This window comes from Arthrobacter sp. Y3224055, assembly GCF_059090825.1.
The window spans coordinates 20,219-45,306 of record NZ_JBNHGB010000005.1 but is presented as its reverse complement, the minus strand read 5'-3'; the positions used below and the strand labels follow the sequence as shown (position 1 = coordinate 45,306).

General features: G+C 67.9%; 28 protein-coding genes. 22 read left to right on the top strand and 6 right to left on the bottom strand.

Annotation, left to right across the window (positions count from 1 at the left end; translation table 11 throughout):
* Window positions 1-55: 55 nt before the first annotated feature.
* Window positions 56-493, top strand: coding sequence for a helix-turn-helix domain-containing protein (locus AC5RTY_RS12645; protein ID WP_493977754.1), 438 nt, complete (start codon window positions 56-58; stop codon window positions 491-493).
* A 102-nt stretch (window positions 494-595) separates the two neighbouring features.
* On the opposite strand, the gene AC5RTY_RS12640 is transcribed toward AC5RTY_RS12645, so the two are convergent.
* Window positions 596-1,078, bottom strand: coding sequence for a MarR family winged helix-turn-helix transcriptional regulator (locus tag AC5RTY_RS12640; protein ID WP_494026352.1), 483 nt, complete (start codon window positions 1,076-1,078; stop codon window positions 596-598).
* Window positions 1,079-1,207: 129 nt separating this feature from the next.
* Between AC5RTY_RS12640 and AC5RTY_RS12635 the strand changes: the two genes are divergently transcribed.
* From AC5RTY_RS12635 to dapF, 7 genes are all read left to right on the top strand, one after another.
* On the top strand, window positions 1,208-1,429 hold the full coding sequence (locus tag AC5RTY_RS12635; protein ID WP_494002400.1) for a DUF3046 domain-containing protein: 222 nt from the start codon (window positions 1,208-1,210) through the stop codon (window positions 1,427-1,429).
* Window positions 1,430-1,622: 193 nt separating this feature from the next.
* A complete protein-coding gene (recA, locus tag AC5RTY_RS12630; RefSeq protein ID WP_494026351.1) occupies window positions 1,623-2,675 on the top strand; it encodes a recombinase RecA in 1,053 nt (350 codons plus the stop codon).
* On the top strand, window positions 2,676-3,233 hold the full coding sequence (locus AC5RTY_RS12625) for a regulatory protein RecX (protein ID WP_494026350.1): 558 nt from the start codon (window positions 2,676-2,678) through the stop codon (window positions 3,231-3,233).
* Between the two features lie 57 nt (window positions 3,234-3,290).
* On the top strand, window positions 3,291-4,172 hold the full coding sequence (locus tag AC5RTY_RS12620) for a hypothetical protein (RefSeq protein ID WP_494139628.1): 882 nt from the start codon (window positions 3,291-3,293) through the stop codon (window positions 4,170-4,172).
* Window positions 4,173-4,226: 54 nt separating this feature from the next.
* Entirely contained in the window at window positions 4,227-5,744 is a 1,518-nt protein-coding gene (miaB, locus tag AC5RTY_RS12615) for a tRNA (N6-isopentenyl adenosine(37)-C2)-methylthiotransferase MiaB (RefSeq protein ID WP_494026348.1), read from the top strand.
* Window positions 5,745-5,749: 5 nt separating this feature from the next.
* Window positions 5,750-6,679, top strand: coding sequence for a tRNA (adenosine(37)-N6)-dimethylallyltransferase MiaA (gene miaA, locus AC5RTY_RS12610; RefSeq protein ID WP_494002395.1), 930 nt, complete (start codon window positions 5,750-5,752; stop codon window positions 6,677-6,679).
* 8 nt (window positions 6,680-6,687) lie between these two features.
* Window positions 6,688-7,608 carry a diaminopimelate epimerase gene (gene dapF, locus AC5RTY_RS12605; protein ID WP_494002534.1) on the top strand — a complete coding sequence of 307 codons (921 nt, stop codon included), beginning with the start codon at window positions 6,688-6,690 and terminating at the stop codon, window positions 7,606-7,608.
* A gap of 10 nt (window positions 7,609-7,618) precedes the next feature.
* On the opposite strand, the gene AC5RTY_RS12600 is transcribed toward dapF, so the two are convergent.
* Window positions 7,619-8,230, bottom strand: coding sequence for a class I SAM-dependent methyltransferase (locus AC5RTY_RS12600; protein WP_494026347.1), 612 nt, complete (start codon window positions 8,228-8,230; stop codon window positions 7,619-7,621).
* Between the two features lie 432 nt (window positions 8,231-8,662).
* On the opposite strand from AC5RTY_RS12600, the gene hflX reads away from it, so the two are divergent.
* Together hflX and AC5RTY_RS12590 are read left to right on the top strand one after the other, a co-directional pair.
* Complete coding sequence (gene hflX, locus AC5RTY_RS12595) at window positions 8,663-10,204, top strand: GTPase HflX (RefSeq protein WP_494002393.1); 1,542 nt, start codon at window positions 8,663-8,665, stop codon at window positions 10,202-10,204.
* Complete coding sequence (locus tag AC5RTY_RS12590) at window positions 10,197-12,236, top strand: ATP-dependent DNA helicase (RefSeq protein WP_494026346.1); 2,040 nt, start codon at window positions 10,197-10,199, stop codon at window positions 12,234-12,236. The genes hflX and AC5RTY_RS12590 overlap by 8 nt, the downstream gene beginning before the upstream one ends.
* A 111-nt stretch (window positions 12,237-12,347) precedes the next feature.
* On the opposite strand, the gene lexA is transcribed toward AC5RTY_RS12590, so the two are convergent.
* A complete protein-coding gene (gene lexA, locus AC5RTY_RS12585) occupies window positions 12,348-13,097 on the bottom strand; it encodes a transcriptional repressor LexA (RefSeq protein ID WP_493977762.1) in 750 nt (249 codons plus the stop codon).
* A 296-nt stretch (window positions 13,098-13,393) separates the two neighbouring features.
* On the opposite strand from lexA, the gene AC5RTY_RS12580 reads away from it, so the two are divergent.
* From AC5RTY_RS12580 to AC5RTY_RS12550, 7 genes are all read left to right on the top strand, one after another.
* Window positions 13,394-13,747 (top strand): LysM peptidoglycan-binding domain-containing protein, encoded by a 354-nt coding sequence (locus AC5RTY_RS12580; RefSeq protein WP_494014162.1) that lies wholly within the window; start codon window positions 13,394-13,396, stop codon window positions 13,745-13,747.
* Between the two features lie 72 nt (window positions 13,748-13,819).
* A complete protein-coding gene (locus AC5RTY_RS12575) occupies window positions 13,820-14,929 on the top strand; it encodes a histidinol-phosphate transaminase (protein ID WP_494014161.1) in 1,110 nt (369 codons plus the stop codon).
* A gap of 54 nt (window positions 14,930-14,983) precedes the next feature.
* Window positions 14,984-15,601 carry an imidazoleglycerol-phosphate dehydratase HisB gene (gene hisB / locus AC5RTY_RS12570; protein WP_494002389.1) on the top strand — a complete coding sequence of 206 codons (618 nt, stop codon included), beginning with the start codon at window positions 14,984-14,986 and terminating at the stop codon, window positions 15,599-15,601.
* Window positions 15,598-16,239 (top strand): imidazole glycerol phosphate synthase subunit HisH, encoded by a 642-nt coding sequence (gene hisH, locus AC5RTY_RS12565; protein WP_494023829.1) that lies wholly within the window; start codon window positions 15,598-15,600, stop codon window positions 16,237-16,239. Before hisB ends, hisH begins: the two co-directional genes overlap by 4 nt.
* 2 nt (window positions 16,240-16,241) lie before the next feature.
* The gene (locus tag AC5RTY_RS12560; RefSeq protein WP_494002387.1) at window positions 16,242-16,403 is read left to right on the top strand and encodes a hypothetical protein; all 162 of its coding nucleotides are present in this window, start codon (window positions 16,242-16,244) and stop codon (window positions 16,401-16,403) included.
* 48 nt (window positions 16,404-16,451) lie between these two features.
* Window positions 16,452-17,192: a bifunctional 1-(5-phosphoribosyl)-5-((5-phosphoribosylamino)methylideneamino)imidazole-4-carboxamide isomerase/phosphoribosylanthranilate isomerase PriA gene (gene priA / locus AC5RTY_RS12555; RefSeq protein WP_494139627.1), complete on the top strand. Its 741-nt coding sequence runs from the start codon at window positions 16,452-16,454 to the stop codon at window positions 17,190-17,192.
* A 9-nt stretch (window positions 17,193-17,201) separates the two neighbouring features.
* Window positions 17,202-18,050: an SseB family protein gene (locus AC5RTY_RS12550; RefSeq protein ID WP_494002385.1), complete on the top strand. Its 849-nt coding sequence runs from the start codon at window positions 17,202-17,204 to the stop codon at window positions 18,048-18,050.
* Between the two features lie 101 nt (window positions 18,051-18,151).
* Here the strand turns inward: AC5RTY_RS12550 and AC5RTY_RS12545 are convergent, their stop codons facing one another.
* The gene (locus tag AC5RTY_RS12545) at window positions 18,152-18,571 is read right to left on the bottom strand and encodes a DUF1844 domain-containing protein (protein WP_494002384.1); all 420 of its coding nucleotides are present in this window, start codon (window positions 18,569-18,571) and stop codon (window positions 18,152-18,154) included.
* 339 nt (window positions 18,572-18,910) lie between these two features.
* On the opposite strand from AC5RTY_RS12545, the gene infC reads away from it, so the two are divergent.
* The 4 genes from infC (at window position 18,911) to AC5RTY_RS12525 (ending at window position 22,084) form a co-directional block, all read left to right on the top strand.
* Window positions 18,911-19,981 carry a translation initiation factor IF-3 gene (gene infC / locus AC5RTY_RS12540; protein ID WP_494139626.1) on the top strand — a complete coding sequence of 357 codons (1,071 nt, stop codon included), beginning with the start codon at window positions 18,911-18,913 and terminating at the stop codon, window positions 19,979-19,981.
* Between the two features lie 145 nt (window positions 19,982-20,126).
* The gene (gene rpmI / locus AC5RTY_RS12535; protein ID WP_493977772.1) at window positions 20,127-20,321 is read left to right on the top strand and encodes a 50S ribosomal protein L35; all 195 of its coding nucleotides are present in this window, start codon (window positions 20,127-20,129) and stop codon (window positions 20,319-20,321) included.
* Between the two features lie 116 nt (window positions 20,322-20,437).
* Complete coding sequence (gene rplT, locus AC5RTY_RS12530; protein ID WP_494139625.1) at window positions 20,438-21,112, top strand: 50S ribosomal protein L20, sunset domain variant; 675 nt, start codon at window positions 20,438-20,440, stop codon at window positions 21,110-21,112.
* Window positions 21,113-21,157: 45 nt separating this feature from the next.
* Complete coding sequence (locus AC5RTY_RS12525) at window positions 21,158-22,084, top strand: TrmH family RNA methyltransferase (RefSeq protein ID WP_494139624.1); 927 nt, start codon at window positions 21,158-21,160, stop codon at window positions 22,082-22,084.
* Between the two features lie 33 nt (window positions 22,085-22,117).
* Here the strand turns inward: AC5RTY_RS12525 and AC5RTY_RS12520 are convergent, their stop codons facing one another.
* Window positions 22,118-23,323 carry an MFS transporter gene (locus AC5RTY_RS12520; protein WP_494026344.1) on the bottom strand — a complete coding sequence of 402 codons (1,206 nt, stop codon included), beginning with the start codon at window positions 23,321-23,323 and terminating at the stop codon, window positions 22,118-22,120.
* Between the two features lie 207 nt (window positions 23,324-23,530).
* Here AC5RTY_RS12520 and AC5RTY_RS12515 point away from each other — a divergent pair, with 207 nt between their 5' ends.
* Window positions 23,531-23,977 carry a (deoxy)nucleoside triphosphate pyrophosphohydrolase gene (locus tag AC5RTY_RS12515; RefSeq protein ID WP_494002379.1) on the top strand — a complete coding sequence of 149 codons (447 nt, stop codon included), beginning with the start codon at window positions 23,531-23,533 and terminating at the stop codon, window positions 23,975-23,977.
* Between the two features lie 53 nt (window positions 23,978-24,030).
* On the opposite strand, the gene AC5RTY_RS12510 is transcribed toward AC5RTY_RS12515, so the two are convergent.
* Entirely contained in the window at window positions 24,031-25,059 is a 1,029-nt protein-coding gene (locus AC5RTY_RS12510; protein ID WP_494026343.1) for an Rv2578c family radical SAM protein, read from the bottom strand.
* Window positions 25,060-25,088 lie beyond the last annotated feature (29 nt).

Below are 25,088 nucleotides of genomic sequence, written 5' to 3'. Positions count from 1 at the left end.
GCTTGGAAGACAGCGGCGCGAGCCGCATACCTCATGAGGGAGCAAGGCGATACAGATGGTAAAGCAGCCCGTGTCCGTAAACGGTGTAGTCCGTTGGCGTGATGTGGGATTGGCCGAAGAACCGCGCACGGAGCAGAAGGAGCGCAAGATGGTGGTGCTACGACACGAGATTGGCGACGTCCTCCGCGATGTCCGGCAGCGTCAGGGACGCACCCTTCGAGAAGTGTCGCACAGCGCCCGCGTCTCCCTCGGATACCTGAGCGAAGTTGAACGCGGCCAGAAGGAAGCATCGTCGGAACTCCTGTCCTCGATCTGCTCGGCCCTGGACGTTCCCCTGTCGCACATGCTCCGCGAAGTCAGCGACCGGGTCGCGGACGCCGAGGGCGTCGTCATTCCCGACACCGTTCCTCAGGAACTGTCCCGGGAATTTGTCGGGGCCATTCCCGACGAGCTGCCGGACGAGCTGCGCGGACTGGCTTCCGCCCGCTACTGACCCGAAAACCTGAACCGGCCGGTTCCGCCCCGTGGCGGACCGGCCGGTTTTTGTTGTGCCCGCCGATGCCACGCCGCGCCTCTCGTCCCGGAGGTTGTGCCGCTAGTGGACGGGCGGCTCGTTGGCGTACGAAGCGTTCAGCCGGTCCAGCAGTTGTCCCAGCGTGGACAGGTCCTCGACGGACCAGTCGCCAAGCCGCTCGTGGAAGGCGATTTTGCGGGCGGCCTGTGCCTCGGCCAGCTTTTCCAGCCCGGCCGGAGTCAAGGTGATGGATTGGGCCCGTCCGTCCAGTGGATCAGCCTCCTTGCCAACCAGTCCCAACTGCTCCAGCATGGCGATCTGGCGGCTGACGGAGGGTTTGCCCACCCCGATGGCGGCCGCCAGGTCGGTCAGGCGCATGGAGCGCTCCCGCTGCAGGATCAACAGCAGTCCGTAAGCGGCAGGTTCCATGTCCGGGTGGACGTTTCGTGCCACCCGGTGCGAATTCGCCCTGGCCCGGCGCCAGAGCAGGCTCAGCTGCCGTTCCAGTGCTTCGATGGCCGCATCGAACCCTGCATCTGCGCTGCCTGTGGCGTGGTCTGTCATGGGCTCATTGTAATGAGCAGCATGCACACGCAGGGCAACGGCGGCCTGACGCGCCGTACCCTTATTCCGACGGCGCCGAATCTCCGTCCGGCCGGTTGAGGCCGGACGGACACGTGAGAAGATGGACGCGTGCGAACCAGTGACTTCTGGCGGTTGATGGACGATGAATTCGGTCCCGCATACTCGCATGTCCTGGCTGCCGACCTGGTGCTGGGTCAGCTCGGGGGCCGTACCGCGGCCGAAGCGCTGGCCGCGGGAATCCCGCCCAAAACCGTGTGGCTGGCCCTCTGCGATGTCCAGGACGTTCCGCCCGAGAGGCGATGGGGCAAGGACCGCGAGCCGCGCGGCTGAACAGACACGCCGCGCCCAATGCCGATATGTTCGAAAGTGTGTTCGGATCCCGCTAAGCTTCTACACAGACCCCCGAGTGGACGGATCATCCACACGCTCCGCTGCCGATCCCATTTTGTCCGAACCGGCGGTTACGGTCGGAAGACGTCAAGACAAAAAATGGCCCGAGGGCCGCAAGAGACTGAGGTGAACAATGGCCGCACCAGCTGACCGCGAGAAGGCACTGGAAGCTGCGCTGGCGCAGATCGACAAGCAGTTCGGCAAGGGGTCGGTGATGCGGCTCGGCGACGACACGCGCGCCCCGATCGAAACGATCTCCACCAGCTCGATCGCCTTGGACGCTGCCCTGGGCATCGGCGGCCTGCCGCGCGGCCGCGTGGTCGAGATCTACGGTCCTGAATCTTCCGGCAAGACCACCGTGGCGCTTCACGCCGTGGCCAGCGCCCAGCGCAACGGCGGCATCGCAGCCTTCATCGACGCCGAGCACGCGCTGGACCCGGAATACGCCAAGAAACTCGGGGTGGACACCGACGCCCTGCTGGTGTCGCAGCCGGATACCGGTGAGCAGGCCCTGGAAATCATGGACATGCTGATCGGCTCCGGCTCCCTCGACATCATCGTGATCGACTCCGTCGCAGCCCTCGTGCCCCGCGCTGAGATCGAGGGCGAAATGGGTGACAGCCACGTGGGGCTCCAGGCCCGACTTATGAGCCAGGCCCTGCGAAAGATCACCGGGCGGCTCAACCAGTCCAAGACCACGGCCATCTTCATCAACCAGCTGCGCGAAAAGATCGGCGTGTTCTTCGGCAGCCCGGAGACCACCACCGGCGGTAAGGCGCTGAAGTTCTATGCCTCCGTGCGCATCGACGTGCGCCGCATCGAGACCCTGAAAGACGGCGCCAACCCGGTGGGCAACCGTACCCGCGCCAAGATCGTCAAGAACAAGATGGCTCCGCCCTTCAAGCAGGCCGAGTTCGACATCCTGTACGGTCATGGCATTTCCCGCGAGGGCGGCCTGATCGACATGGGCGTGGAACATTCGCTGGTCAAGAAGTCGGGCGCCTGGTTCACCTACGACGGCGACCAGCTGGGCCAAGGCAAGGAAAACGCCCGCAAGTTCCTCATCGACAACCCGGACCTGGCCGATGAGCTGGAGCGCAAAATCCGACAGAAGCTCGGGATCGACCCCGTTCCGGACAGCGGAGAAGAAGGCGGACCGAAGCTCAAGGCAGTCGACGGATTCTAGGTGGCCCGCAGGCATGGTCCGGCCGCCGGGCCAACGCCGGGCAGCCCGGCCGACCTGGCGCCCGAGGCGGATCCCCATGCGGTGGCACGCTCGATTGTGCTGGGCGCGCTGACACGGTCCCCGAAAAGCCGCGCGCAGCTGGCCGCAAAGCTGGCTGAGCGCGGCGTCCCGGACGACGTCGCCGAGGCGGTGCTCGACCGATTCGAAGAAGTCAATCTCATTGACGACGCCGGGTTCGCCGAAATGTGGGTGCGCAGCCGCTCCCAGACCCGTTCCTTGGCGCGCGCTGCCCTCAAGCGGGAACTCGCGGAGAAGGGTATCTCCGGCAACATCGCCGAGCAGGCACTTGACCAGCTTTCGCCCGACGATGAGCTGGAAGCCGCGCGGGGACTTGTTCGCCGCAAGATCCGTCCCGACTGGGAACTGAACGACAGGTCGGCCAGGGACAAGCATCTGCGGCGCTTGGTTTCGATGCTGGCACGGAAGGGCTATCCACCCTCGCTGGCCTACCGGGTCGCCGACGAGGAACTCGGCACCGCCGCCAACCCGGAGTTCTAAACGGCTTCGTTATGCAATTGAGACTTTCCGGGGTTTGGTCGGTATCATTGTGCGACTGTGAGCCCATCGCAGAATCAACGACGAAAATCCACCCAGCTACGCAGGAGCAACCGCAGGCGGCGCCGCCTCCGGATCGCGGCGGGGCTGACTCTCGGCTCTGTGGCCGCCCTCGGCGCAACCGGGGCAGCGGGCGCCCTCCACAACGGCCATAGCCCGTCCGCAGCGGTGGGACTCATCGCAGCCCCGGTGAAGCAACTGATGGGCTGGAGCGACCCGGACGAGGGGCAGCGGCCGTTGGCGCGTGCGGCCCAGCGGCAGCAAACGGAGGAAGCGTCCACCGACGCAACCGCCCCGAAGGCCGACCGGGCGCCGGAGGCGCGCACGGAAGAAAAGGAAACTGCCGCCGCACGGGCGCCCGAAACCCCTGCAGCAGAGCCCGCGGAGAAGGAAGCCTCCGGCCCGACGGATCCGGGGCAACGCGGCGACGCCGGAGCGCAGGCGGGCGCGGCACGGGAGGGCGCGGCGACAGACCCAGCCGGTAAGGCAGCTGCCGGGCGCACGGCCGAAGAACAAACCGCACCGGGGGCAAGCGATCAGCAGGCCGCAGCCGGCGCGGCCGAAGAACAGGCACCGGCGGCCGGCGCGCCGGCAGACCAGGGCGGCTCCTCGGCTCCTGCCGAGGCGCCCGCGACCGGCCCGGAGCCAGCCGACGCCCGCACCGGAGCAGCAAGCCAGGCCCCCGGCTGGGGTGCCGGGGAATTGGCCTGCCTCGAAGAACTCTGGAACCAGGAGTCGGAAGGCAACGCCGGCGTTGAGAAATCGACCGACGGCGGATATGTTTTCCGGATCCGGCTCGACCGCGGCCTGGATTACATCGAGTCCCGGTACGGTTCGCCGTGCCTGGCCCTGGACTTCCAGCTGACCAATAACTGGTACTGATTTGCCGGCCGTGCGAATTGTGGCCGGTCCCGCCGCAGGCCGTACCCTTGTAAGGTGAGTTTGACTGCCCCAGCCCCGCCCATCGAGACGCAGCACGAAGCCCGCACCTACCAAGTGCGCACGTTCGGCTGCCAGATGAACGTACACGATTCCGAGCGGCTTGCCGGGCTCCTCGAGGCGGCCGGCATGGTCGAGTCCCAAGGCGGGCAGGCCGACGTCGTGGTGTTCAATACCTGTGCGGTGCGGGAGAACGCCGACAACAAGCTGTACGGCAACCTTGGCCAGCTCGCCCCCGTGAAGGAACGCAACCCCGGCATGCAGATCGCCGTCGGCGGCTGCCTGGCGCAGAAGGACCGGGAGACGATCCTCCGGAAGGCGCCCTGGGTCGACGTCGTGTTCGGCACCCACAACGTGGGTTCGCTTCCCGCCCTGCTGGAACGTGCCCGGCACAACAACGAGGCGCAGCTGGAAATCCTCGAGTCGCTCGATGTCTTCCCCTCGACGCTGCCCACCAAGCGCGACGCGGTGTACTCCGGGTGGGTTTCCATCTCGGTCGGCTGCAACAACACCTGCACGTTCTGCATCGTGCCCTCGCTGCGCGGCAAGGAACGCGACCGCCGGCCGGGGGACATCCTGGCGGAGGTCCAGGCCCTCGTCGACGACGGCGCCATCGAGGTCACGCTGCTGGGGCAGAACGTGAACTCCTACGGCGTGGAATTCGGCGACCGCGGCGCCTTCGCGAAGCTGCTGCGGGCCTGCGGCAGCATTGACGGCCTCGAGCGGGTCCGGTTCACCAGCCCGCACCCGGCGGCGTTCACCGATGACGTCATCGACGCCATGGCCGAAACACCCAACGTCATGCCGCAGCTGCACATGCCGCTGCAGTCCGGGTCGGACAAGGTCCTGAAGGACATGCGCCGGTCCTACCGGTCCACGAAATTCCTCGGCATCCTCGAGAAGGTCCGGGAACGGATTCCGCACGCGGCCATCTCCACCGACATCATCGTCGGATTTCCCGGGGAGACGGAGGAGGACTTCCAAGCCACGCTGGAGGTGGTGGAACGGGCCCGCTTCGCCAGTGCCTTCACCTTCCAGTACTCCAAGCGGCCCGGCACGCCGGCCGCGGAACTGCCGGACCAGCTGCCCAAGGCCGTGGTGCAGGAACGCTACGAGCGCCTGATTGCCCTGCAGGACCGGATTGCCGCCGAAGAGAACGCCAAACAACTGGGCAGCCGGCTCGAGGTCATGGTGACCGCGCAGCAGGGACGCAAGGCGGAAGCGACCCACCGGCTCTCCGGGCGGGCCCGGGATCAGCGGCTGGTGCACTTTTCCGTGCCCGCGGGCGCGCCGACGCCGCGGCCGGGCGATCTGGTCACGGTGACCGTCACCGAGGCGGCACCGTTCCACCTGATCGCCGACCCGGCATCCGAAGCGGACTACCAGCTGCGCCGCTCGCGCGCCGGGGACGCGTGGGACCGCTCCCAGGCGGATTCCTGTGCGGTACCGGCCGCCGCGGGCAAGCCCTCCCAGGTGTCGCTGGGCATGCCCGCGCTGCCGGGCCGAACCGCCTGACGGCGATGCCGGTCCACCCCCAAGCGCCGCGCGGCCCGGCGGTCATCGCCGTCGTCGGTCCCACCGGCTCCGGAAAATCGGATCTCGCCGTCGCGCTGGCCCGGCGGCTGGGCGGGGAAGTAATCAACGCCGACGCCATGCAGCTTTACCGCGGCATGGACATCGGCACGGCCAAAATCGATCCGGCCGAGCGGCAAGGCATCGAGCACCACTTGCTGGACATCCTCGACGTGACGGAAGAGGCGAGTGTCTCTGCCTACCAACACCAGGCCAGGGAAGCGATCGACGCCGTGCACGGGCGGGGGCGCCGGGCCATCCTCGTCGGTGGTTCCGGACTGTATGTACGGGCCGCCCTGGATGCGATCGAGTTTCCGGGTACCGATCCGGCCCTGCGCCGCGGCCTCGAAGAGGAGCTGGAAAGGCTCGGCCTCGCAGCGATGCGGGAGCGGTTGCGGCAGGTCGACCCGGTGTCCGCCGGGCGGCTGGCCGACGCCCGCCGGGTCATCCGGGCGCTGGAAGTGCGGCAACTGACCGGGCGTCCGTTCAGCTCCTACATGCCGGAGCGGGAGTATGTCCGCCCGACCGTTCAGATCGGCCTCCGGGTGGACCGCGAGCGGCTCAAGCACCGCCTGGCCGGCCGCGTCCATACGATGGTGGAACGCGGGCTGCTGGAGGAAGTCGCGGCACTGGACCGGCAGGGCCTGCGCCAGGGCCGGACTGCCTCGCGCGCGCTCGGCTACGCCCAGTTCCTGAAGGTGGTCGACGGTGAATGGACCCGGGACGAGGCCGCCGAGGACACCATCGCCGCCACCCGCAAGTTCGCCCGGCGCCAGCTGACCTGGTTCCGCGCCGATCCGAGGATTCACTGGCTGGACTGGGAGGATCCGCTGGCGGCGGACAAGGCGGCAGCGCTCATCGCTAAGCTTGAGCCGTGAACAACCCCATGCCTGATCATCTGTCGGCCCTCGCCGGGCTGCCCTTTGCCAAGGGACACGGCACCGGCAACGACTTTGTGCTCATTGCCGATCCCGACGGGGCCAAGCGCCTCGGGGCCGAGGCGGTCGCCGGCCTCTGCCACCGCCACCTCGGCATCGGCGCCGACGGGCTCATCCGTGCGGTCCGGTCCCGGCACCTTCCCGAGGGCCGCGAGCTGCTGGAGAGCGCGCCGGAGGCCGAGTGGTTCATGGACTACTACAACGCCGACGGCTCGACCTCGGAAATGTGCGGCAACGGGGTCCGCGTCTTCGTGCACTTTCTGCTGGCCGAAGGACTCGTCCAGCTGCCGGCCGGTGAGTCGCTGACCATCGGAACCCGGGCGGGAACCAAAACGGTCAGCCGGTCAGCCAACGGCTACGCCGTGGACATGGGGCCGTGGGAGTTCATCTACCCGGCGGAGGCTGCCGCCAGGGCGATGGATTCGACGGTCAGCGCAGGCGGCCTCCAGGTGCCGCGGCCGGCACTGTCGGTGAGTCTGGGGAACCCGCACACCGTGGTCGCCCTCGCCGGGCTCGAAGAACTGGCCGCCACCGAGTTGTTCCACGCGCCGGCGGTGGACCCGGTCCCGGAGAACGGAACGAATGTTGAATTTGTCGTGCCGGCGGAACCCCTCGTCGCCGACGGCGCCGGGCACATCAGCATGCGCGTGCACGAGCGCGGGGTAGGGGAGACCCAGTCCTGCGGGACCGGCGCCTGCGCTGCCGCCGCCGCCATCCGCTACTGGGCGGGTGCGGGCGCACCCGACGACTGGCAGGTCGGCGTGCCGGGCGGCGTTGTCCGGGTCCGGTTCATCCCTGCGGCCGACGGACGGGAACACGTGGAGCTGAGCGGCCCCGCCGTGCTCGTGTCCCGAGGCGTGGTGGCCTGACCGAAGCGGCTCAACCGGCCCGCCGCACGCAGAGCACCCGGAACGTCTTTGCGGTGCTTTCACGGCTGACCGCGTAGTCTGACGGCAGTTCGGCCGCGAGCCAGCGCTGCAGCGAGTCCGATCCCAGGTTCTTCTGGACGACCAGCCAGGCGGTGCCCCCCGGTGCGAGGCGGGGCAGCCACATCAGCAACAGTGCGTGAAGCTCGCTCTTGCCGATCCGAATCGGAGGATTGGACCAGATGGTGTGGAACTGCAGGGCCGGGTCAACGTCTTCCGGGCGGCAGGCACGGACATTGGCCAGCCCCAGCGACGCGGCGTTGTCGTTGGTCAGGGCGATGCTGCGTTCATTGACATCTACGGCCAGCACCGTGGCACCGGGGGACTTCAGCCCCATGGTGAGCGCGAGCGGTCCCCACCCGCAGCCGACATCGAGCAGGTTGCCTTCCGGAGCAGGCGGCGGGACCTCGTCCAGAAGCACCGCCGTGCCCTTGTCGAGGCCGTCCGGGCTGAAGATGCCTCCGGCTGTTTGCAGCTGCCGCATGTGGCCATCCAGCTCGACGGTGAGGGTGCGGCGAACCTCGGGATTGCCTGGTTGCGCGCTGAAGTAGTGCTCTGTTCCCATAATCGGCCAGATTAGTGCGCCGACCGCGGAATCGGTATCTAGGCCCACCTAAGCAACGTCGGCTCTGATACCGTGGGAGGCATGAAAAACCTGTGATTGCGCCGTAACCTGCTGTCCCCGTTCGTAGCCGGACAGCGCGTGCCGATGGTTGAGGCCTTGACCTCCCCGGCCGCCGGGCAATCACCGTTCCCGAAGGCTCACTCGAGTCCCTTCTGATCCGGTGCCGCAGCCGCCGCAAGGGCTGCGGCGGCCCCCGGCACCCGCTGCTTGCCCTGCCGCCCGGCCGGGCGGCAGCCCCGCCTTTCCCGCCCGGCAGCGCCCGGGCCCATGCCAGGAGGACTTTTGGCGAATCATCCACAAACTGCATCTTCGGGCTCTGCCGGCCGCATCCCGGAGGACTACGATAAGACCACGGACATTTCGAAGGAGAGCATGACCACCAACCACCCCCAGCCGACACCGGAACCGGAAATGACGCCTGACGAAATCCAGGCGGTCATCGACCGTATCCTGGCCCGCGACACCGCCGCGCGCGGCAAACAGGGCGTCGGCGGCAGAGCCCAGGCACTCTCCGAACTTGATGCCGAGCATTCCGAATTCGACGGCGACCAGCAGGACCTCGCGGAACGCCGCGCCCTGCGGCGCGTAGCCGGCCTGTCCACCGAGCTTGAGGACGTCACCGAGGTTGAGTACCGGCAGCTGCGCCTGGAGCGCGTTGTCCTCGCCGGTCTCTGGACCGAAGGCACGGCCGACGACGCCGACAATTCCTTGCGGGAGCTGGCAGCGCTGGCCGAGACAGCCGGCTCCGAGGTGCTGGACGGTATTGTCCAGCGCCGGTTGAAGCCGGATCCGGGGACTTTCCTGGGCTCCGGCAAGGCCCAGGAACTGCGCGACATTGTGATGTCCACCGGCGCCGACACGGTCATTGTCGACGGCGAGCTTTCGCCGTCGCAGCGCCGCGGTTTGGAAGACATCGTGAAGGTCAAGGTCATTGACCGCACCGCGCTCATCCTGGATATTTTCGCTCAGCATGCCAAGAGCCGCGAAGGCAAGGCCCAGGTAGAGCTGGCCCAGCTTGAGTATCTGCTGCCCAGGCTCCGAGGCTGGGGCGAGTCCATGTCCCGGCAGGCCGGCGGCCGGGTGGGGGCGGCCGGCGGCGGCATTGGTTCCCGCGGGCCCGGTGAGACGAAGATCGAGCTGGACCGCCGGCGCATCCGTACCCGGATGGCGAAGCTGCGCCGGGAGATCACCGGCATGAAGCCCGCACGGGAAACCAAGCGCGCCAACCGCCGCCGCAATGCCGTGCCGTCGGTGGCAATCGCCGGCTACACCAATGCCGGCAAGTCGTCGCTGCTCAACCGCCTGACCGATGCGGGTGTGCTGGTCGAGAACGCGCTCTTCGCCACCTTGGATCCGACCGTCCGCCGGGCGGAAACACCGGACGGTATCGGTTACACGCTCGCCGACACGGTAGGTTTCGTCCGGTCGTTGCCGACGCAGCTGGTGGAAGCCTTCCGCTCCACCCTGGAGGAGGTTGCCGACGCCGACGTCATCCTGCACGTCGTCGACGTCTCGCATCCCGACCCGGAGGGCCAGATCGCCGCGGTGCGCGAGGTGCTGACCGAAATCGAAGCACGGCACATTCCGGAAATCGTCGTCTTGAACAAGGCCGATGCCGCCGATCCGTTCGTGGTCGAGCGACTGCGCCAGCGTGAACCGCGGCACGTCGTGGTCTCGGCGCGGACCGGGCAGGGCATTGATGAGCTGCTTCGGCTCGTCAGCGAGACAATCCCGCGGCCCAGTGTGAAGCTGCAGCTGCTGGTGCCCTACGACCGCGGCGAAGTGATTAGCCGCCTGCACAATGAAGACGCCGAGATCCTCTCCATGGAGCATGGCGGGGACGGCACGCGGCTCGACGTGATGGTGCGCGAGGGTCTGGCATCGGAGCTGGAACAGTTCCTCCGGCATGACTGACCTCCAGGTTCCCGCCGGTGAGGCGCTGCGGCTGCTTGACGTCGCCGTACAGGAGATGGGCGGGCAGCACCGTGCCGGCCAGCACGAGATGGCGGCGAAAGTGGCCGAGGCCTTCGAGCGCCGGCAACACCTGCTGGTGCAGGCGGGCACAGGCACCGGCAAGTCGCTGGCCTACTTGGTGCCGCTCATGGTCCAGGCGCTGGAGGGGGAGAAGCCGGCGATCGTCTCCACGGCAACGTTGGCGCTGCAATCGCAGATCGTCAAGCGGGACCTGCCCCGGCTGTTGGAGGCCGTCGCCGACGAGCTGCCCAGGCCGCTGGACGTCGCTTTGCTCAAGGGCAGGAACAATTACCTCTGCCTGCACAAGCTCGCGGGCGGCTTTCCGGACGAGGACGCGCCGGCGGCGCTGTTCAGCCTCGGCGAGGACGCGGTTCCGCATCCTGCTCCGGCCGGCGCAGCGTCGGCTTCCGGCGCCTCGGGCGCGCTGGGCAAGGAAGTCGTGCGCCTGCGCGAGTGGGCGCAGGAGACCGACACCGGGGATCGGGATGAACTGGTGCCCGGTGTCAGCGACCGGGCCTGGCGACAGGTCTCCGTCGGCTCCATGGAGTGCCTGGGCGCCCAGAAGTGTCCCCTGGCCGCCGAGTGCTTCAGCGAACTGGCACGGGGCCGCGCGGCGGAGGCAGACATCGTGATCACGAACCATGCCATGCTGGCCATCAACGCCTTCGAGGGCGTCGCGGTACTCCCGGACTATGACGTGGTGGTCATCGACGAGGCCCATGAGCTGCAGGACCGCGTCACCAGCGCCGTCGCGGGGCAACTCTCCGCCGCCATGGTGCGTACCGCCGCCTCGACGGCACGCAAACACACGGGGATCAGCGTGGAGCCTTTGAACTCCGCCGCCGATGCGCTGGAGGACGTCCTGCAGTCGGTGCCCACCGGCCTGCTGGCGGCCGGCCTCCGCGAGGAGCATGAGCTGGTTCTTGCGCAGGTACGGGAAGCGGCCCGCGCGGCGCTCTCCGACTCGAAGCCCGAGGGTGCGGGGGCAGCGGACGGCGGACGGCAGATGGCGCGCTCACGGCTCGCGGCCGTGCTGGAACTGGCCGAACGGCTGCTGTCCGCTCCGGACTCCCGGGAGGTCATCTGGGCGACCCGTCCCAGCACCTATGGCGAGGCCGGCGACTACGCCGCCAATGACGACCAGCCGGCAACGTTGAACATAGCGCCGCTCTCGGTGGCGTCCCGGCTGCGTGAGGGCTTGTTCGACGAACATACCGTTGTGCTGACATCGGCGACGTTGTCGGTCGGGGGGACCTTCGATGCCGTCGCCGGGTCGCTCGGACTGCTCGGAGCCGGCGCGCCCGCCTATTCCAGCGTGGACGTGGGCAGCCCCTTCGATTACCCCAGGCAGGGCGTGCTCTACGTGGCGTCGCATCTGCCGAAGCCGGGCCGGGGCACCAGCCCGGAACAGCTCGATGAACTCGAGGAGCTGCTGCTGGCCTCGCGCGGCGGCGCCCTGGGCCTGTTCTCCTCGCGGCGTGCGGCAGAAGAAGCCGCGGCCGAGATGCGCGGGCGCACCGACCTGACCATCCTGTGCCAGGGCGAATCGTCGATGGGCGCGCTGGTCCGCCAATTCGCCGAAGAGCCCGACACCTGCCTGTTCGGCACCATGACGCTCTGGCAGGGCGTCGACGTTCCCGGTTCCGCGTGCCGGCTCGTGGTCATCGACCGGATTCCGTTCCCCCGGCCGGATGACCCGCTCACGACTGCCCGAACCCGGTCCGTGGCGCAGTCCGGGGGAAACGGTTTCATGACGGTCTCGGCGACCCATGCGGCCGTGCGGCTGGCCCAGGGAGCCGGGAGGCTGATCCGCGCGTCAAACGACCGTGGAGTGGTGGCCGTGTTGGACTCACGGCTGGCGACGGCGCGCTACGGGAGTTTCCTCCGCAGCGCCCTGCCGCCCTTCTGGAGTACCAAGGACGGCGCCACGGCCCGCCAGGTCTTGGAAAGGCTGGCTACGGCCTCAGCCTGAACGGGTTGGGGGCACGCCCGTTCCGGAGCGAGCGGGGCCCTGCGCGGGGACCGCCCGTGCGGGCAGGGGATCCCGGGGTGGCTGCAGCGCGGACCGGGGAGACCGGGCGCGTCAGAGGGCCCGCATCACCGAGACAACCTTGCCCATGATGGTTGCGTGGTCGCCAAGAATCGGTTCGTACTGGGTATTCTGCGGCAACAGCCAGGTGTGGCCGTCGCGCTGCCGGAAGGTCTTGACCGTTGCTTCGTCGTCGAGCAGCGCCGCCACGATGTCGCCGTTCTCGGCCGTGTGCTGCTGGCGGACCACGACCCAGTCGCCGTCACAGATGGCCGCATCGATCATGGAATCGCCCGAGACCCTGAGCATGAACAACTCGCCGTGTCCCACCAGTTGCCGCGGCAGGGGCATGACGTCCTCGACCGCCTGGTCCGCCAGGATCGGCCCGCCCGCTGCGATCCTTCCCACCAGCGGCACCATCGCCGTGTCGGATGACGTGGTCAGCTCGGATACGGCGACGCCGCTGGAGCTGCGCAGCTGTTGCGGTTCATCGACTCCGACGATTTCCACACCCCCGTGCTCGAGTGTCAGCGGGGTCAGGATTTCCATGGCACGGGGACGCTTGGGGTCGCGCCTGATGTAGCCCATCTTCTCCAGTTGGGCCAACTGGTGCGTGACGCTGGACAGGCTTGCCAGACCGACCGTGTCACCGATCTCGCGCATGGACGGAGGGTATCCGTGTGACATAACGGAGCGCTGGATGGTTTCCAGGATCTTCTTCTGCCTCGGCGTCAGGCTGCGCCCCACTTTGACGGGCCGGCCGCGTCGCTTCGCTCCGGCAGTGGTGGTGGTCTCTTCCGACATGTCCGGCCCCGGTCTCCCCGTAGTGGTCCCTGCGCCGGCGCCGTAGCGGAACCGCACATGGACTGTTGTCTCAACTGTTTTGTCGGTGGCGGCTGATGCACTGCTCTTACTGCCGCCCGACGCTTACAACGCTAGGCGAGGCGGTAGCGAATTTCAAACATTTGTTCGACTGAGTCTCGACAATGTTCGATCACCAGTGCTAAAACTGTAGAAGACGTATTCGAAGATACGTTCGAATACCGTTGCAAGACGATCGAAACCAGCCGAAATAGATCGAATATCGGAAAGGTGGCACCATGTCCGCCCAGCTCGCACCGCAGCCCGCTGGCCTTCGTACCAGCACAGGCCTGCGGCTGACCCGCCGCGGCCGTTTGTTGCTGATCGGCCTGCCGCTGATGCTCGCCGCGGCCGCAGCCCTGACCCTGATCGGTTTCTTCACTGCTCCGGCAATGGCCGCCGCCGGGGGGCTGGGGCCGGGGCCGGCGGCGACCGTCACGGTCGGCAGCGGCCAGTCACTGTGGGACATAGCAGTGCAGTCCGCGCCGGACCGCAACCCCCACGATGTCATTTTCGAGATCGCGCAATTGAACGGCCTGCAGGGGGACATCGTCCACGCCGGGCAGCAGCTGCTGGTCCCGTCCGCGCGCTGAGGCAGCCGTAATATGAGCTGCTTCGGCCCGCCCGATTCCTGCCCCGGGCGGGCCGAAGCTTAAACTGGACCGGTGAGTGAGCAGTTAGAACGCCTGAACCGCCTGCCGTTGCGGGAAAATCTCCGGGGCCTGGAGCCCTATGGTGCGCCCCAGCTGGAGGTTCCCGTCCTCCTGAACGTCAACGAAAACACCCATGGCCTGCCCGATGCTGTCCGTCAGGCCATCGTCTCGGCCGTCAGCGAGGCTGCCGCGGGTCTGAACCGGTATCCGGATCGCGAGTTCACGAAGCTGAGGACGGCGCTGGCCCGCTACTTGGGGCACGGCCTCACCGCAGAGAACATTTGGGCCGCCAACGGATCGAACGAGGTCCTGCAGCAAATCCTCCAGGCCTTCGGCGGCCCCGGCCGCACCCTGCTGAGCTTCCCGCCCACCTATTCCATGTACCCGCTGCTGGCCAGCGGGACGGACACGGATTATGTGGCCGTTCCGCGGGGGGCAGACTTCACGTTGTCCCCGGACGCTGCCGCCGCCGCTGTGGCCGGCTCCGCGGCAAACGTGGTCGTTCTTTGCTCCCCGAACAACCCGACGGGCACCGCCCTGGGCCTTGAGGTCGTGGAGGCGGCGTATGAAGCGGGGGAAGCCTCCAAGGCCATCGTGATCGTGGACGAGGCCTACGCCGAGTTCGCCCACGCCGGAACGCCGAGCGCGCTGACACTGTTGCCGGGGCGGGAGCGGCTCATCGTTTCCCGCACCATGAGCAAGGCCTTCGCGCTGGCAGGCGCCAGGGTCGGGTACCTCGCCGCCGCACCGCAGATTACCGATGCGCTGCGACTGGTCCGCCTGCCCTACCACCTCTCCGCCGTTACGCAGGCAACGGCCCTGGCCGCGTTGGACCATGCCGATGCGCTGCTGGCCAACGTCGAAGACATCAAGGCGCAACGGGACCGCATTGTCGACGGGCTGGCCGAGCTGGGACTCGACCCGGCGCCGTCCGACTCAAACTTCGTGTTTTTCGGCGGGCTGGAGGACCCCCGCTCGGTGTGGCAGGGACTGCTGGAAGCCGGCGTGCTGATCCGCGACGTCGGGATCCCGGGCCATCTGCGGGTAACCGCCGGCACTGAGGCCGAGACCACAGCCTTCCTCAACGGCATCAAGGCCCTCGTGGCGAGCCCCGTCTCCTAAACTAGTAAGAGCGAACCGGCTCGTGCCGGTCGACCAATTCGTCAAAGGACTCCCATGACCGTGGAAACCACCACCGGACGTACCGCACGCCTCGAACGCATCACCAGCGAGTCGTCCGTGCTGGTTGAACTGGACCTCGACGGCACCGGCCGTTCCGAGATCAGCACCACCGTGCCGTTCTACGACCACATGCTCACCGCCCTGGCGAAGCACTCGCTCGTCGACCTGACCGTGAAGGCCAGCGGGGACACGCACATCGACGCGCACCACACCGTCGAAGATGTCGCCATCACCATCGGCGACGCCCTGAAGGAAGCGCTGGGCAACAAAGCCGGGATCCGCCGTTTCGGCGAAGCCACGGTGCCCCTGGACGAGGCGCTGGCCCACGCCGTCGTGGACATCTCCGGCCGGCCCTACCTGGTGCACACGGGAGAACCGGCAGGCCAGGAGTACCACTTGATCGGCGGACATTTCACCGGATCGCTGACCCGCCACGTGTTCGAATCGATCACACTGCACGCCCAGATCTGCCTGCACATGCGCGTGCTGGGCGGCAGGGACCCCCACCACATCGTCGAGGCCCAGTTCAAGGCCTTCGCCCGGGCACTCCGCGCCGCCGTCGAAGCCGATCCACGTGTCGAGGGCATTCCCTCGACGAAGGGAGCCCTGTGACGGCTGCGCCCAAGGTCACCGTACTGGACTACGGTTCCGGGAACGTCCGCTCGGCAGTCCGCGCGCTGGAGCACGTGGGTGCCGACGTCACGCTGAGCCATGCCTCCGACGACGTCCTCGACGCAGACGGCCTGCTGGTTCCCGGCGTCGGCGCCTTCGCCACGGTCATGCAGGGGCTCAAGTCCGTGGACGCGCTTCGCTGGATCGGACGCCGGGTGGCCGGCGGCCGGCCCGTGCTGGGAATCTGCGTTGGCCTGCAGGTCATGTTCGAAGAAGGCGTGGAACATGGCGTCCGCACGCAGGGCGTCGGGGAATGGCCGGGAACCGTGGAAGCGCTGCCGGCGGAGGTCGTGCCCCACATGGGGTGGAACACCGTGGACGCCGCGGAGGGCAGCCGGCTGTTTGCCGGGATCGAAGAGGAGCGCTTCTACTTTGTGCACTCCTACGGTGTGCAGCACTGGAACTTCGACGTCACCCAACCCGCGATGACGCCGCCGCTGGTGACCTGGTCCACGCACGGCGCCCCGTTCATAGCGGCCGTTGAAAACGGTCCGCTGAGTGCTACCCAGTTCCATCCGGAAAAGTCCGGAGACGCCGGCGCGGAGCTGCTGCGCAACTGGTTGAAGACGCTGAGGTAGCCATGGGCAGCATCCTCCTGATGGGCCTGGCCGGGCTGCTGGCCGGCGGCGCCATCTCGTTCCGGCAGCAGCGGCTGCCCAAGTGGTTGGTGATCGTCTTCTGGATCCTGGCCGGCCTGTCGCTGCTGGCTGCCTACTTGCTCACCCTCGGACCGGCCGAGTAACCACACCCATCCCGCGCCCGCTGACGGCGCGCAGAAAGCGGAAGAACCATGACGAACCAAACCTCCATCCTTGAACTTTTGCCCGCGGTCGACGTTGCCGACGGCCAGGCCGTCCGGCTGGTCCAAGGCGAAGCCGGCAGCGAGACCGGCTACGGGGATCCGCTGGAGGCTGCGCTGGCGTGGCAGAACGACGGGGCGGAATGGGTGCACTTGGTGGACCTCGATGCGGCGTTCGGCCGGGGCAACAATACGGAAGTGCTGCGCCGCGTCGCCGACGAGCTGAAAATCAAGGTGGAGCTGTCCGGCGGCATCCGCGACGACGCGTCATTGGAGCGCGCGCTTGAATTCGGGGCCGCGCGTGTCAACCTGGGCACCGCCGCGCTGGAAAACCCGAAATGGACAGCACGCGCCATTGCCCGGCACGGTGACGCCATCGCCGTCGGCCTCGATGTCCGCGGCACCACGCTCGCGGCCCGCGGCTGGACGCAGGATGGCGGCGACCTCTGGGAGGTGCTGGCCCGCCTCGAAGACGCCGGCTGCTCGAGGTACGTGGTCACCGATGTGACCAAGGACGGGACGCTGCGCGGACCCAACGTGGATCTGCTCCGGCAGATGTGCGAGCGGACCGACAAGCCGGTGGTTGCCTCGGGCGGGATCTCCAGCCTGGATGACCTGCGGACGCTGCGCGACCTGGTTCCGGCCGGAGTCGAGGGAGCGATTGTGGGCAAGGCACTGTACGCGGGCAAGTTCACGCTGCCCGAAGCCCTCGATGTTGCGGGACGGCGCTGAGGGACCAGCATGGGCAAGAAGCAACTGCCCGCCCATATCGCCGCCGCGCTGGCGGGAGCCGGCGGGGCGGGGGACTCGGCCGGCCAAAGCTGGGCCGGACGGGACCTGAGCGGTGAAGGAAACCCGCTCCACCAGTTCGACCACGATGACGGCAGCGCGGATCCCGGCTACGAGGCGGCGCTGCAATGGCTTGCCGCCGGAACCGGCGGCGAAGCGGAAGTAGTGGCTGCCCTGGCGAACGCCCGCGTTTTCGTGCCCATCGTGGCGACGCTGGGAGAAGAGGCCGAGGGCAGCCACGGCCTGACAGCGGATAAACAGGCCGACATGGCCGTGGTGACGTTGCAGGCGCCGGATGGGCGCCGGGCGCTGCCGGTGTTCAGTAACACGGCCGCCCTGGAAGCCTGGCATCCCCAGGCCCGGCCGGTCGCCGTGGAGGCGCCGCGGGCGGCCTTGGCGGCCGTGTCCGAAGACGCCGAACTGATGGTTATGGATCCGGGCGCCGCCCTGACGTTCGTTGTCCGGCGGCCGGCAGTGTGGGCGTTGGCCAAACAGCACGAGTGGGTGCCCTCCTACCGCGATCCGGCGCTCTTGGAGTGGGTGGCCGAGGCCACGGGCGGCGAGGAGGCGGTCATGGCCTCGTTCGTGGAGCCCGGGACCGGGATCGCGGTTCGGGCGGCAGATGGAGCCGTGGTGGCCGGCGGAGGCCACGGCCCGGAGCTGCGCCTGGTCCTGCAGGTGCGGGACGGGCTGGGGCGCGAGGAGTTGGGCGCCCTGGCGGGACGGATCCAACAGCGGCTCCAGTCCCGGCAAGAGTTTGCCGAACGGGTTGATTCGCTGGAGCTGAAGTTCACCCGCTGAACCCCGCCGGCGAACGCCGCAACCAGAAGCGCAAAGACAAAGGACGACGCCGGTGCGTGGCACCGGCGTCGTCCTTGTTCAGTTCTGGGAGCCCGGGCCGGTCAGTTGACCGGACCCGTGAACTTCTCGCCCGGGCCCTTGCCCGGATCGTCCTGGATGACCGATGCTTCGCGGAAGGCGAGCTGCAGGGACCGGAGGCCATCGCGCAACGGGCCGGCATGCTGGCTGCCGATTTCCGGCGCGGCAGCGGTGACGAACCCCGCCAAGGCGGTGATCAGCTTGCGGGCTTCGTCCAGGTCCTTGAGCTCTTCGGCGTCGTCTCCGGCGGCCAGGCCGCACTTAACCGCGGCGGCGCTCATCAGATGGACTGCCGCGGTGGTGATGACTTCCACGGCCGGTACTTCGGCGATGTCGCGCATCTGGCCCAGGACTTCCTGTTCCTGGCTGGAGGCAGGACCGGCGTCGGGCGCGAAGCTGTGGCGGTGGCCGTCGGTCTGCGGATTGTTATCTGAGCTGCTCATACTGGTAAGCTTGTCACAGACCAATTGGATCCCGTTACTTATGTGCCTCACAGCACGTGCGGAGCAGGATCCGATCTGCAAGCGGAGTCCTCTCCCACCCGTCGGTATGGCTAGCCAGAGCTGCCGGGTCCAGGTCGGCAGGCTGTAGCCGGAAACCCTCGCGTGAGGTGCCCGGGCCAGCCGGTGGAACCCTAGCTTGTTTCCGCCTGCCGCCACTTCGAGGCCTTCGATTGCGTTTGCAATGGGGGGCCTTCTTTCATTGCAAGCGGCAGCCGATATTAGTGACAGGAGCCACACATTAGCGAGCCAAGAATCAATGATCGTATCCGCGTTCCCGAGGTGCGGTTAGTCGGACCGAACGGCGAACAGGTTGGGATCGTCCGTATTGAGGATGCCCTGCGCCTGGCCACGGAATCGGATCTTGACCTGGTTGAGGTCGCACCGCAGGCAAAGCCTCCGGTGTGCAAGCTTATGGATTTTGGCAAGTACAAGTACGAGGCTGCGGTCAAGGCCCGTGAGGCGCGCAAGAACCAGACGAACACTGTGCTCAAGGAGATCCGGTTCCGCCTGAAGATCGACAAGCACGACTACGAGACCAAGCGCGGCCACGCGCTGCGGTTCCTCGCAGCCGGCGACAAGGTCAAGGCCATGATCCAGTTCCGCGGCCGCGAACAGCAGCGCCCCGAAATGGGCATCCGCCTTCTGCAGAAGTTCGCCGAGGACGTCGCCGAGGTCGGCGTGATCGAATCGACTCCCCGCATTGACGGCCGCAACATGGTCATGGTGATCGGCCCGACCAAGAACAAGGCCGAAGCCAAGGCGGAAGCCCGCCGGGCCGCGCAGAAGGCCGACGCGAAGGCAACGAACGAGGCCAAGAAGCAGAAGGTGGACACCTCCGCCGACCAGGACCCGCTGACGCAGAGCCTGGGCGACCTTATGCCGGAAGGCCTTGCCGCAATGGCAAACCAGCCGGAGGAAACCGCCCAAGCACCTGCGCCGGCCGATGCCTCTCCTGCGGTTGAGGTTGAGGTTGTGCCCGAGGCCGAGCCCGCGGAGCAGCCGGAAGCCGAGGCTGCGGTTGCGGCCGCGGCCGAGCCCGAGGTTGAGGTCGAGGCCACGCCTGCGGTCGAGCCGGAAGCCGAGGCCAAGCCTGCCGCCCAGGCCAAGCCGGCCGCCCAGGCAAAGCCTGCCGCCCAAGCGAAGCCTGCCGCCCAAGCGAAGCCTGCCGCCCAGGTGAAGCCTGCCGCGCAGGCTAAGCCGGCGGCCGAGGCCAAGCCATCGGTTCCGGCGAAGCCCGCGGCGCCCGCCACAGAGGCCAAGCCCGCGGCACCCAAGCCCGCCGCCCGGCCCAAGCCGGCAGCGCGGCCTGCAGCACCCAAACCTGCTGGCCGGTCCGGTTCCAAGAACTAAGACCGTACAGAGAGCATCCGGCAACCGCCGGGCACGGTTCAGTGCCCGGTGCCGGTAGACAAGTAAACCGCCGGTGCCCGTTTTGCGGCACCGCACGAGCCGACGGTCGGCAGCGACCCGAGGAGACGTAAGGAGAACGGCAGCCATGCCGAAGCAGAAGACCCACAGCGGCGCCAAGAAGCGCTTCAAGCTCACCGGCAGCGGCAAGCTCAAGCGCCAGCAGGCCAACCGCCGCCATTACCTGGAGCACAAGCCTTCCACGCTGACCCGACGCCTTGCCAGTGACAAGATCGTTGCTCCGGCCGACGTGCGCAACATCAAGAAGATGCTCGGCATCTGATTTTCTCCCCTCTGGTCCGCGCGGCGACGCCGCAAGGGCCATCCAGCTAGTTTTGCCCCCGGCCGCCGATCGCGGCGGCCGAGCACCGGGCACCAATCATCAAAAGGAGTACGCACGTGGCACGTGTGAAGCGGGCGGTCAACGCCCACAAGAAGCGCCGGGTCATTCTGGACCGGGCTGCCGGATACCGCGGACAGCGGTCCCGCCTGTACCGCAAGGCCAAGGAACAGCTGCTGCACTCGTTCGTGTACAGCTACGGCGACCGCCGCAAGCGCAAGGGTGATTTCCGCCGCCTGTGGATCCAGCGCATCAACGCTGCCTCCCGCGCCAACGGCCTGACCTACAACCGCCTCATCCAGGGCCTGAAGGCCGCCGAGGTCCAGGTCGACCGCCGCATGCTGGCCGAGCTGGCCGTGTCCGACGCCGGCGCCTTCGCCGCTCTGGTGCAGGTAGCCAAGGACGCCCTGCCGGCCGACACTTCGGCTCCGGCAGAGCGCCAGACCGCCGCCGCCAAGCCTGTCGCCGCCGCCAAGACCGCTCCGGCCGCCGCCAAGGCTGCCGCGCCCGCCGCTGAAGGCGGAGAAGTTGCCGGCGCCGTGAAGGCTGTTGACGGCGAGGACGCTCCCGCCGGATACACCATCAAGGGCAACCAGTCCAAGAAGTACCACGTCCCGGGCTCCACCTGGTACGAGAACACCACTCCCGTGTACTGGTTCGAGTCCGTGGAGGCCGCCAAGGCCGCCGGTTTCGAGCCCGCCGGCGGCGAGGCCCGCCAGAAGGTTGCCGAATAAGCACCGGATGCATAAACGCTTATGTGGCGACGTTATAGTCGCTGTATGAGCACTACCGGGCGCCCGCAAGCCATCATGTCCAACCCCCGAGCCGATCGGGTCAGGGACGTGGCAAAGCTTGCCGGGCGCTCGGTGCGTTTAAAGCGCCGCCAATTCCTGGCCGAAGGCCCGCAGGCTGTCCGCGAGGCCCTGTCCGCCCACCGGGCGCATCTTGGCGCCGGAAACAGCGGCATCGTGGCCGAGGTCTTCGCCACCGAAGCCTGCCTGGACCGCTCGCCTGAACTGGCGGACCTCGCCGACGGCGTGCCGCTGCGGCTGGCCACCGATGCGGTGCTGGCGGCAATGGCAGACACGGTCAACCCGCAGGGGATCGTGGCCGTCTGCCACTACCTGGACCGTCCGCTGAACGAGGTCCTGCAAAGCAAACCCCTGCTGCTGGCGGTCATGGTCCGCGTGCAGGACCCGGGCAACGCCGGCACCATCCTGCGGGCCGCCGATTCCGCCGGCGCCGATGCCGTGATCCTGACCAACTCCAGCGTGGACATCTACAATCCCAAGGCCGTCCGTTCCACGGCCGGATCACTCTTCCACCTTCCGGTGGTGAACGGTCACGATTTCGGTGACGTGGCGGCGGCCGTGCGCGCCGCCGGTGCAACCATGCTGGCAGCCGACGGCTACGGCACCCTCGATCTGGACGATTTGCAGGACCGCAGCGCCCTGGCCCGGCTGGGAGAAACTCCCGCGGCCGGGGACGAGGGCGTGGCCGGCAGTTTGCCGGATCTGGCAGCGCCTACCGCCTGGCTCTTCGGGAACGAAGCCCAAGGGTTGTCGTCGGAAGAACTGGCCGCCGCGGACCACCGGGTCGCCGTGCCGGTTTACGGCCAGGCCGAAAGCTTGAACGTCGGCACGGCGGCCACCGTCTGCCTGTACGCCTCCGCGAGGTCCCAGCGTCGACGCGGGCCTGCAGGCTAGCTGTTGGCCGGCCGGCCCGCCGCACGATCCGCCTCAGGCGAGGCTGCGCCGTTTCTCGAGCGCCCCGCTGAGAGCGGCGATCACCAGCCCCAAGGATGCCAGCCCGGCGCCGACCAGCGCCGGCGCGGCATATCCCCAGCCCCAGGAGATCACGAGGCCGCCCAGGAAAGCACCGAGGGCATTGGCCATGTTCAACGCCGAATGGTTCAGCGAGGCGGCCAGGGTCTGGGCGTTGGGGGAGGCGTCCATCAGGCGTGTCTGCAGGGCCGGGATCAGGCTCGATCCTGCGGCCCCGAGGAGAAACACGAGGGGAATTGCCAGGGCGGCAATGGATGAGGCCGCCCAGAAGAACACCAAAATCACGATGATTGCCGTCATCACCTGGTAGATGGTCCCCATCACCGAGCGGTCCGCCAACTTGCCGCCGATGAAGGTGCCGACGACCATGCCCAGGCCGTAGAGGCCGACAATCAGCGGCAGGGCGGCCGGGGCGAGGCCTGTCACTTCGGTCATGGTCGGGCTGATGTAGGAATACACCGCGAAAAATCCGCCGAAGCCGACGACACCGATCAACAGCGCCAACCAGACCTGGATCCGTTTCAGGGCGCCGAGTTCCCGACGGATGCCGGCCTCCGCGTGCGCGGGGGTGAAGGGAACCAGGCGCTGGAGCATCAGTATCGTCACCGCGCCGACGATGCCCACGGCCACGAACATCAGGCGCCAGCCGTACTGTTGGCCCAGCCAGGTGACCAACGGGACGCCGACGACGTTGGCCACCGAGAGCCCGAGCATGACCATGGCGACCGCCTGCGCGCGGCGGGTCGGCGAGACCAGCGAGGCGGCCAGGACGGCGGCCACGCCGAAATAGGCGCCGTGCGGAAGGCCGGAAATGAACCGGGTGGCCAGCATCGTGGCGTAGTCGGGCGCGAACACCGACGAGAGGTTCCCGAGCGTGAACAGGACCATCAGCCCCAGGACCATGTGCTTGTGCGGAAGCTTGGCTCCGAGGGCTGCGAGTAGCGGCGCGCCGACCACCACGCCCAGGGCATAGGCGGAAATCAGGTGCCCGCTCTCCGGGATGGAGACGTCCAAACCGGCCGCCACATTCTGCAGCAGGCCCATGATGGCAAATTCCGTCGTGCCGATGCCGAAGCCGCCCATGGCCAAGGCGACGATGGCCCACGCCGTCCGGCGGTTTTCGGTCTGCCTCCGTGCGGTGACGAGTGTCGGGGAATTCATGATCGGCTTTCGGTCGGACGGACAACTGGGCGCCGGCGCAAGCCTGCATGCCGGGGCCTGGGCACGGGCGGCAGTTGCGGGCGCCGGCTGCCACTGTACGGCAACGCGGCGGCACGGCATCCCATTCCGGACCCGTGTGGCCTGTGGTCTGCGGCATAGTCCGGGGCCGTGGGAACCGGGCCGGACCCGCCCCGTAGACTGAACCGCGTGCAAACGAGCCTGAAACAGATTGTCGGCGCAGCCATCCTCGACGCCCGCGACGCCCCGAACAGATTACTGGCCGCCCGGCGCACCGCGCCGGAGGCGCTGGCCGGCCTGTGGGAGTTTCCCGGCGGCAAGGTGGAGCCGGGGGAGAGCTGCGAAGACGCCCTGCGCCGCGAAATCCGCGAGGAACTGGGGGTCGGAATAGAGCTGGGAGTCGAAGTCTCCGGTCCGCTCCCGCAGGGCTGGCCGCTGAATGAGGCGGCGGCCATGCGCGTATGGTGTGCCTACATCACCGACGGGCTGCCGAAGCCGCTGCAAGATCACGACGAATTGCGCTGGGTCCGGCTGGAGGCGGCAGAAGCCGCGGCCCTGCCGTGGATTCCCGCCGATTTTCCGATCCTCGAAGCCGTGCTGACCGCTGCAGGCCGCACCGCCGCCCGTCCCGCGTAACGGCTCCCGCCGGTACCCGTCGTCCTGCCGGGGCCGAAGCGTTGCCCGGACACTTAGAACAACGTCGCCTGTCCCGCTGCGGCCGGCGTGCCCGACGGCGCTGCCGGACTTTCCGCCGGTGGCCGCACGGGCACGTCGCGCAGCCGGGCAGCGTTTTCCAATCCGTGCCGGCGCTTGGCTTCCCGGACCCGGTCCGCCAGCCAGACCCGATAGTCCTTGGCGGCATACGTGCCGCCGTCGTAGAGGCGGCGGTACTTGCCCACAAGTTGCGGGTATTCCTTGGCCAGCCATTGCAGATACCATTCCCTGGCGCCGGGACGAAGGTGCAGCGCGCCCGCCGTCATGCTGGTGGCCCCGGCTGCCGCAACGGCCGCGCACAGCCCGTCGAGCGCGTCCTCCGAGTCCGTCAGCCAGGGCAGGATCGGCATGGCCATCACCGAACACGGCAGGCCGGCGTCGCTGAGCTTGGCGATCAGCTCGAGCCGGGCCCGCGGCGCGGGTGTTCCCGGCTCCACACGGCGGGCCAGTCCGGCGTCGGTCATGGCGAGCGAAATCCCCATGCCGACCTCGACGTCCCCGGCCGCCGCACGCAGCAGCGGCAGGTCACGGGCCAGCAAGGTGCCCTTGGTCAGGATCGAAAACGGGGTTCCTGACCCGGCCAGGGCCTTGATGATCTCCGGCATCAGCTTGTAGCGGCCCTCGGCCCGCTGGTAAGGATCGGTGTTGGTGCCCATGGCCACGTGTTCGCGCTTCCACGACGGTTTGGCAAGCTCGCGGCGGAGGACCTCGCCCACGTTCACCTTGACCACCAACTGGCTGTCAAAATCCAGTCCGGTGTCCAAATCGAGGTAGCTGTGCGTCTTGCGGGCGAAGCAATACACGCACGCGTGGCTGCAGCCACGGTAGGGGTTGATGGTCCATTCGAACGGCATCCGCGAGCCGGCGCCCACGCGGTTCAGCGCCGACTTGGCCATGACCTCATGGAATGTGATGCCGGCGAAACCGGGGGTCTGGACGCTCCGGACGAGTCCGGACAACGGGAGCAGTGCGCCTGGTTCCGCTTGCTGGGAGGACCACCTCATGTTTTAAGTAGAACACATCTTCGAACCGG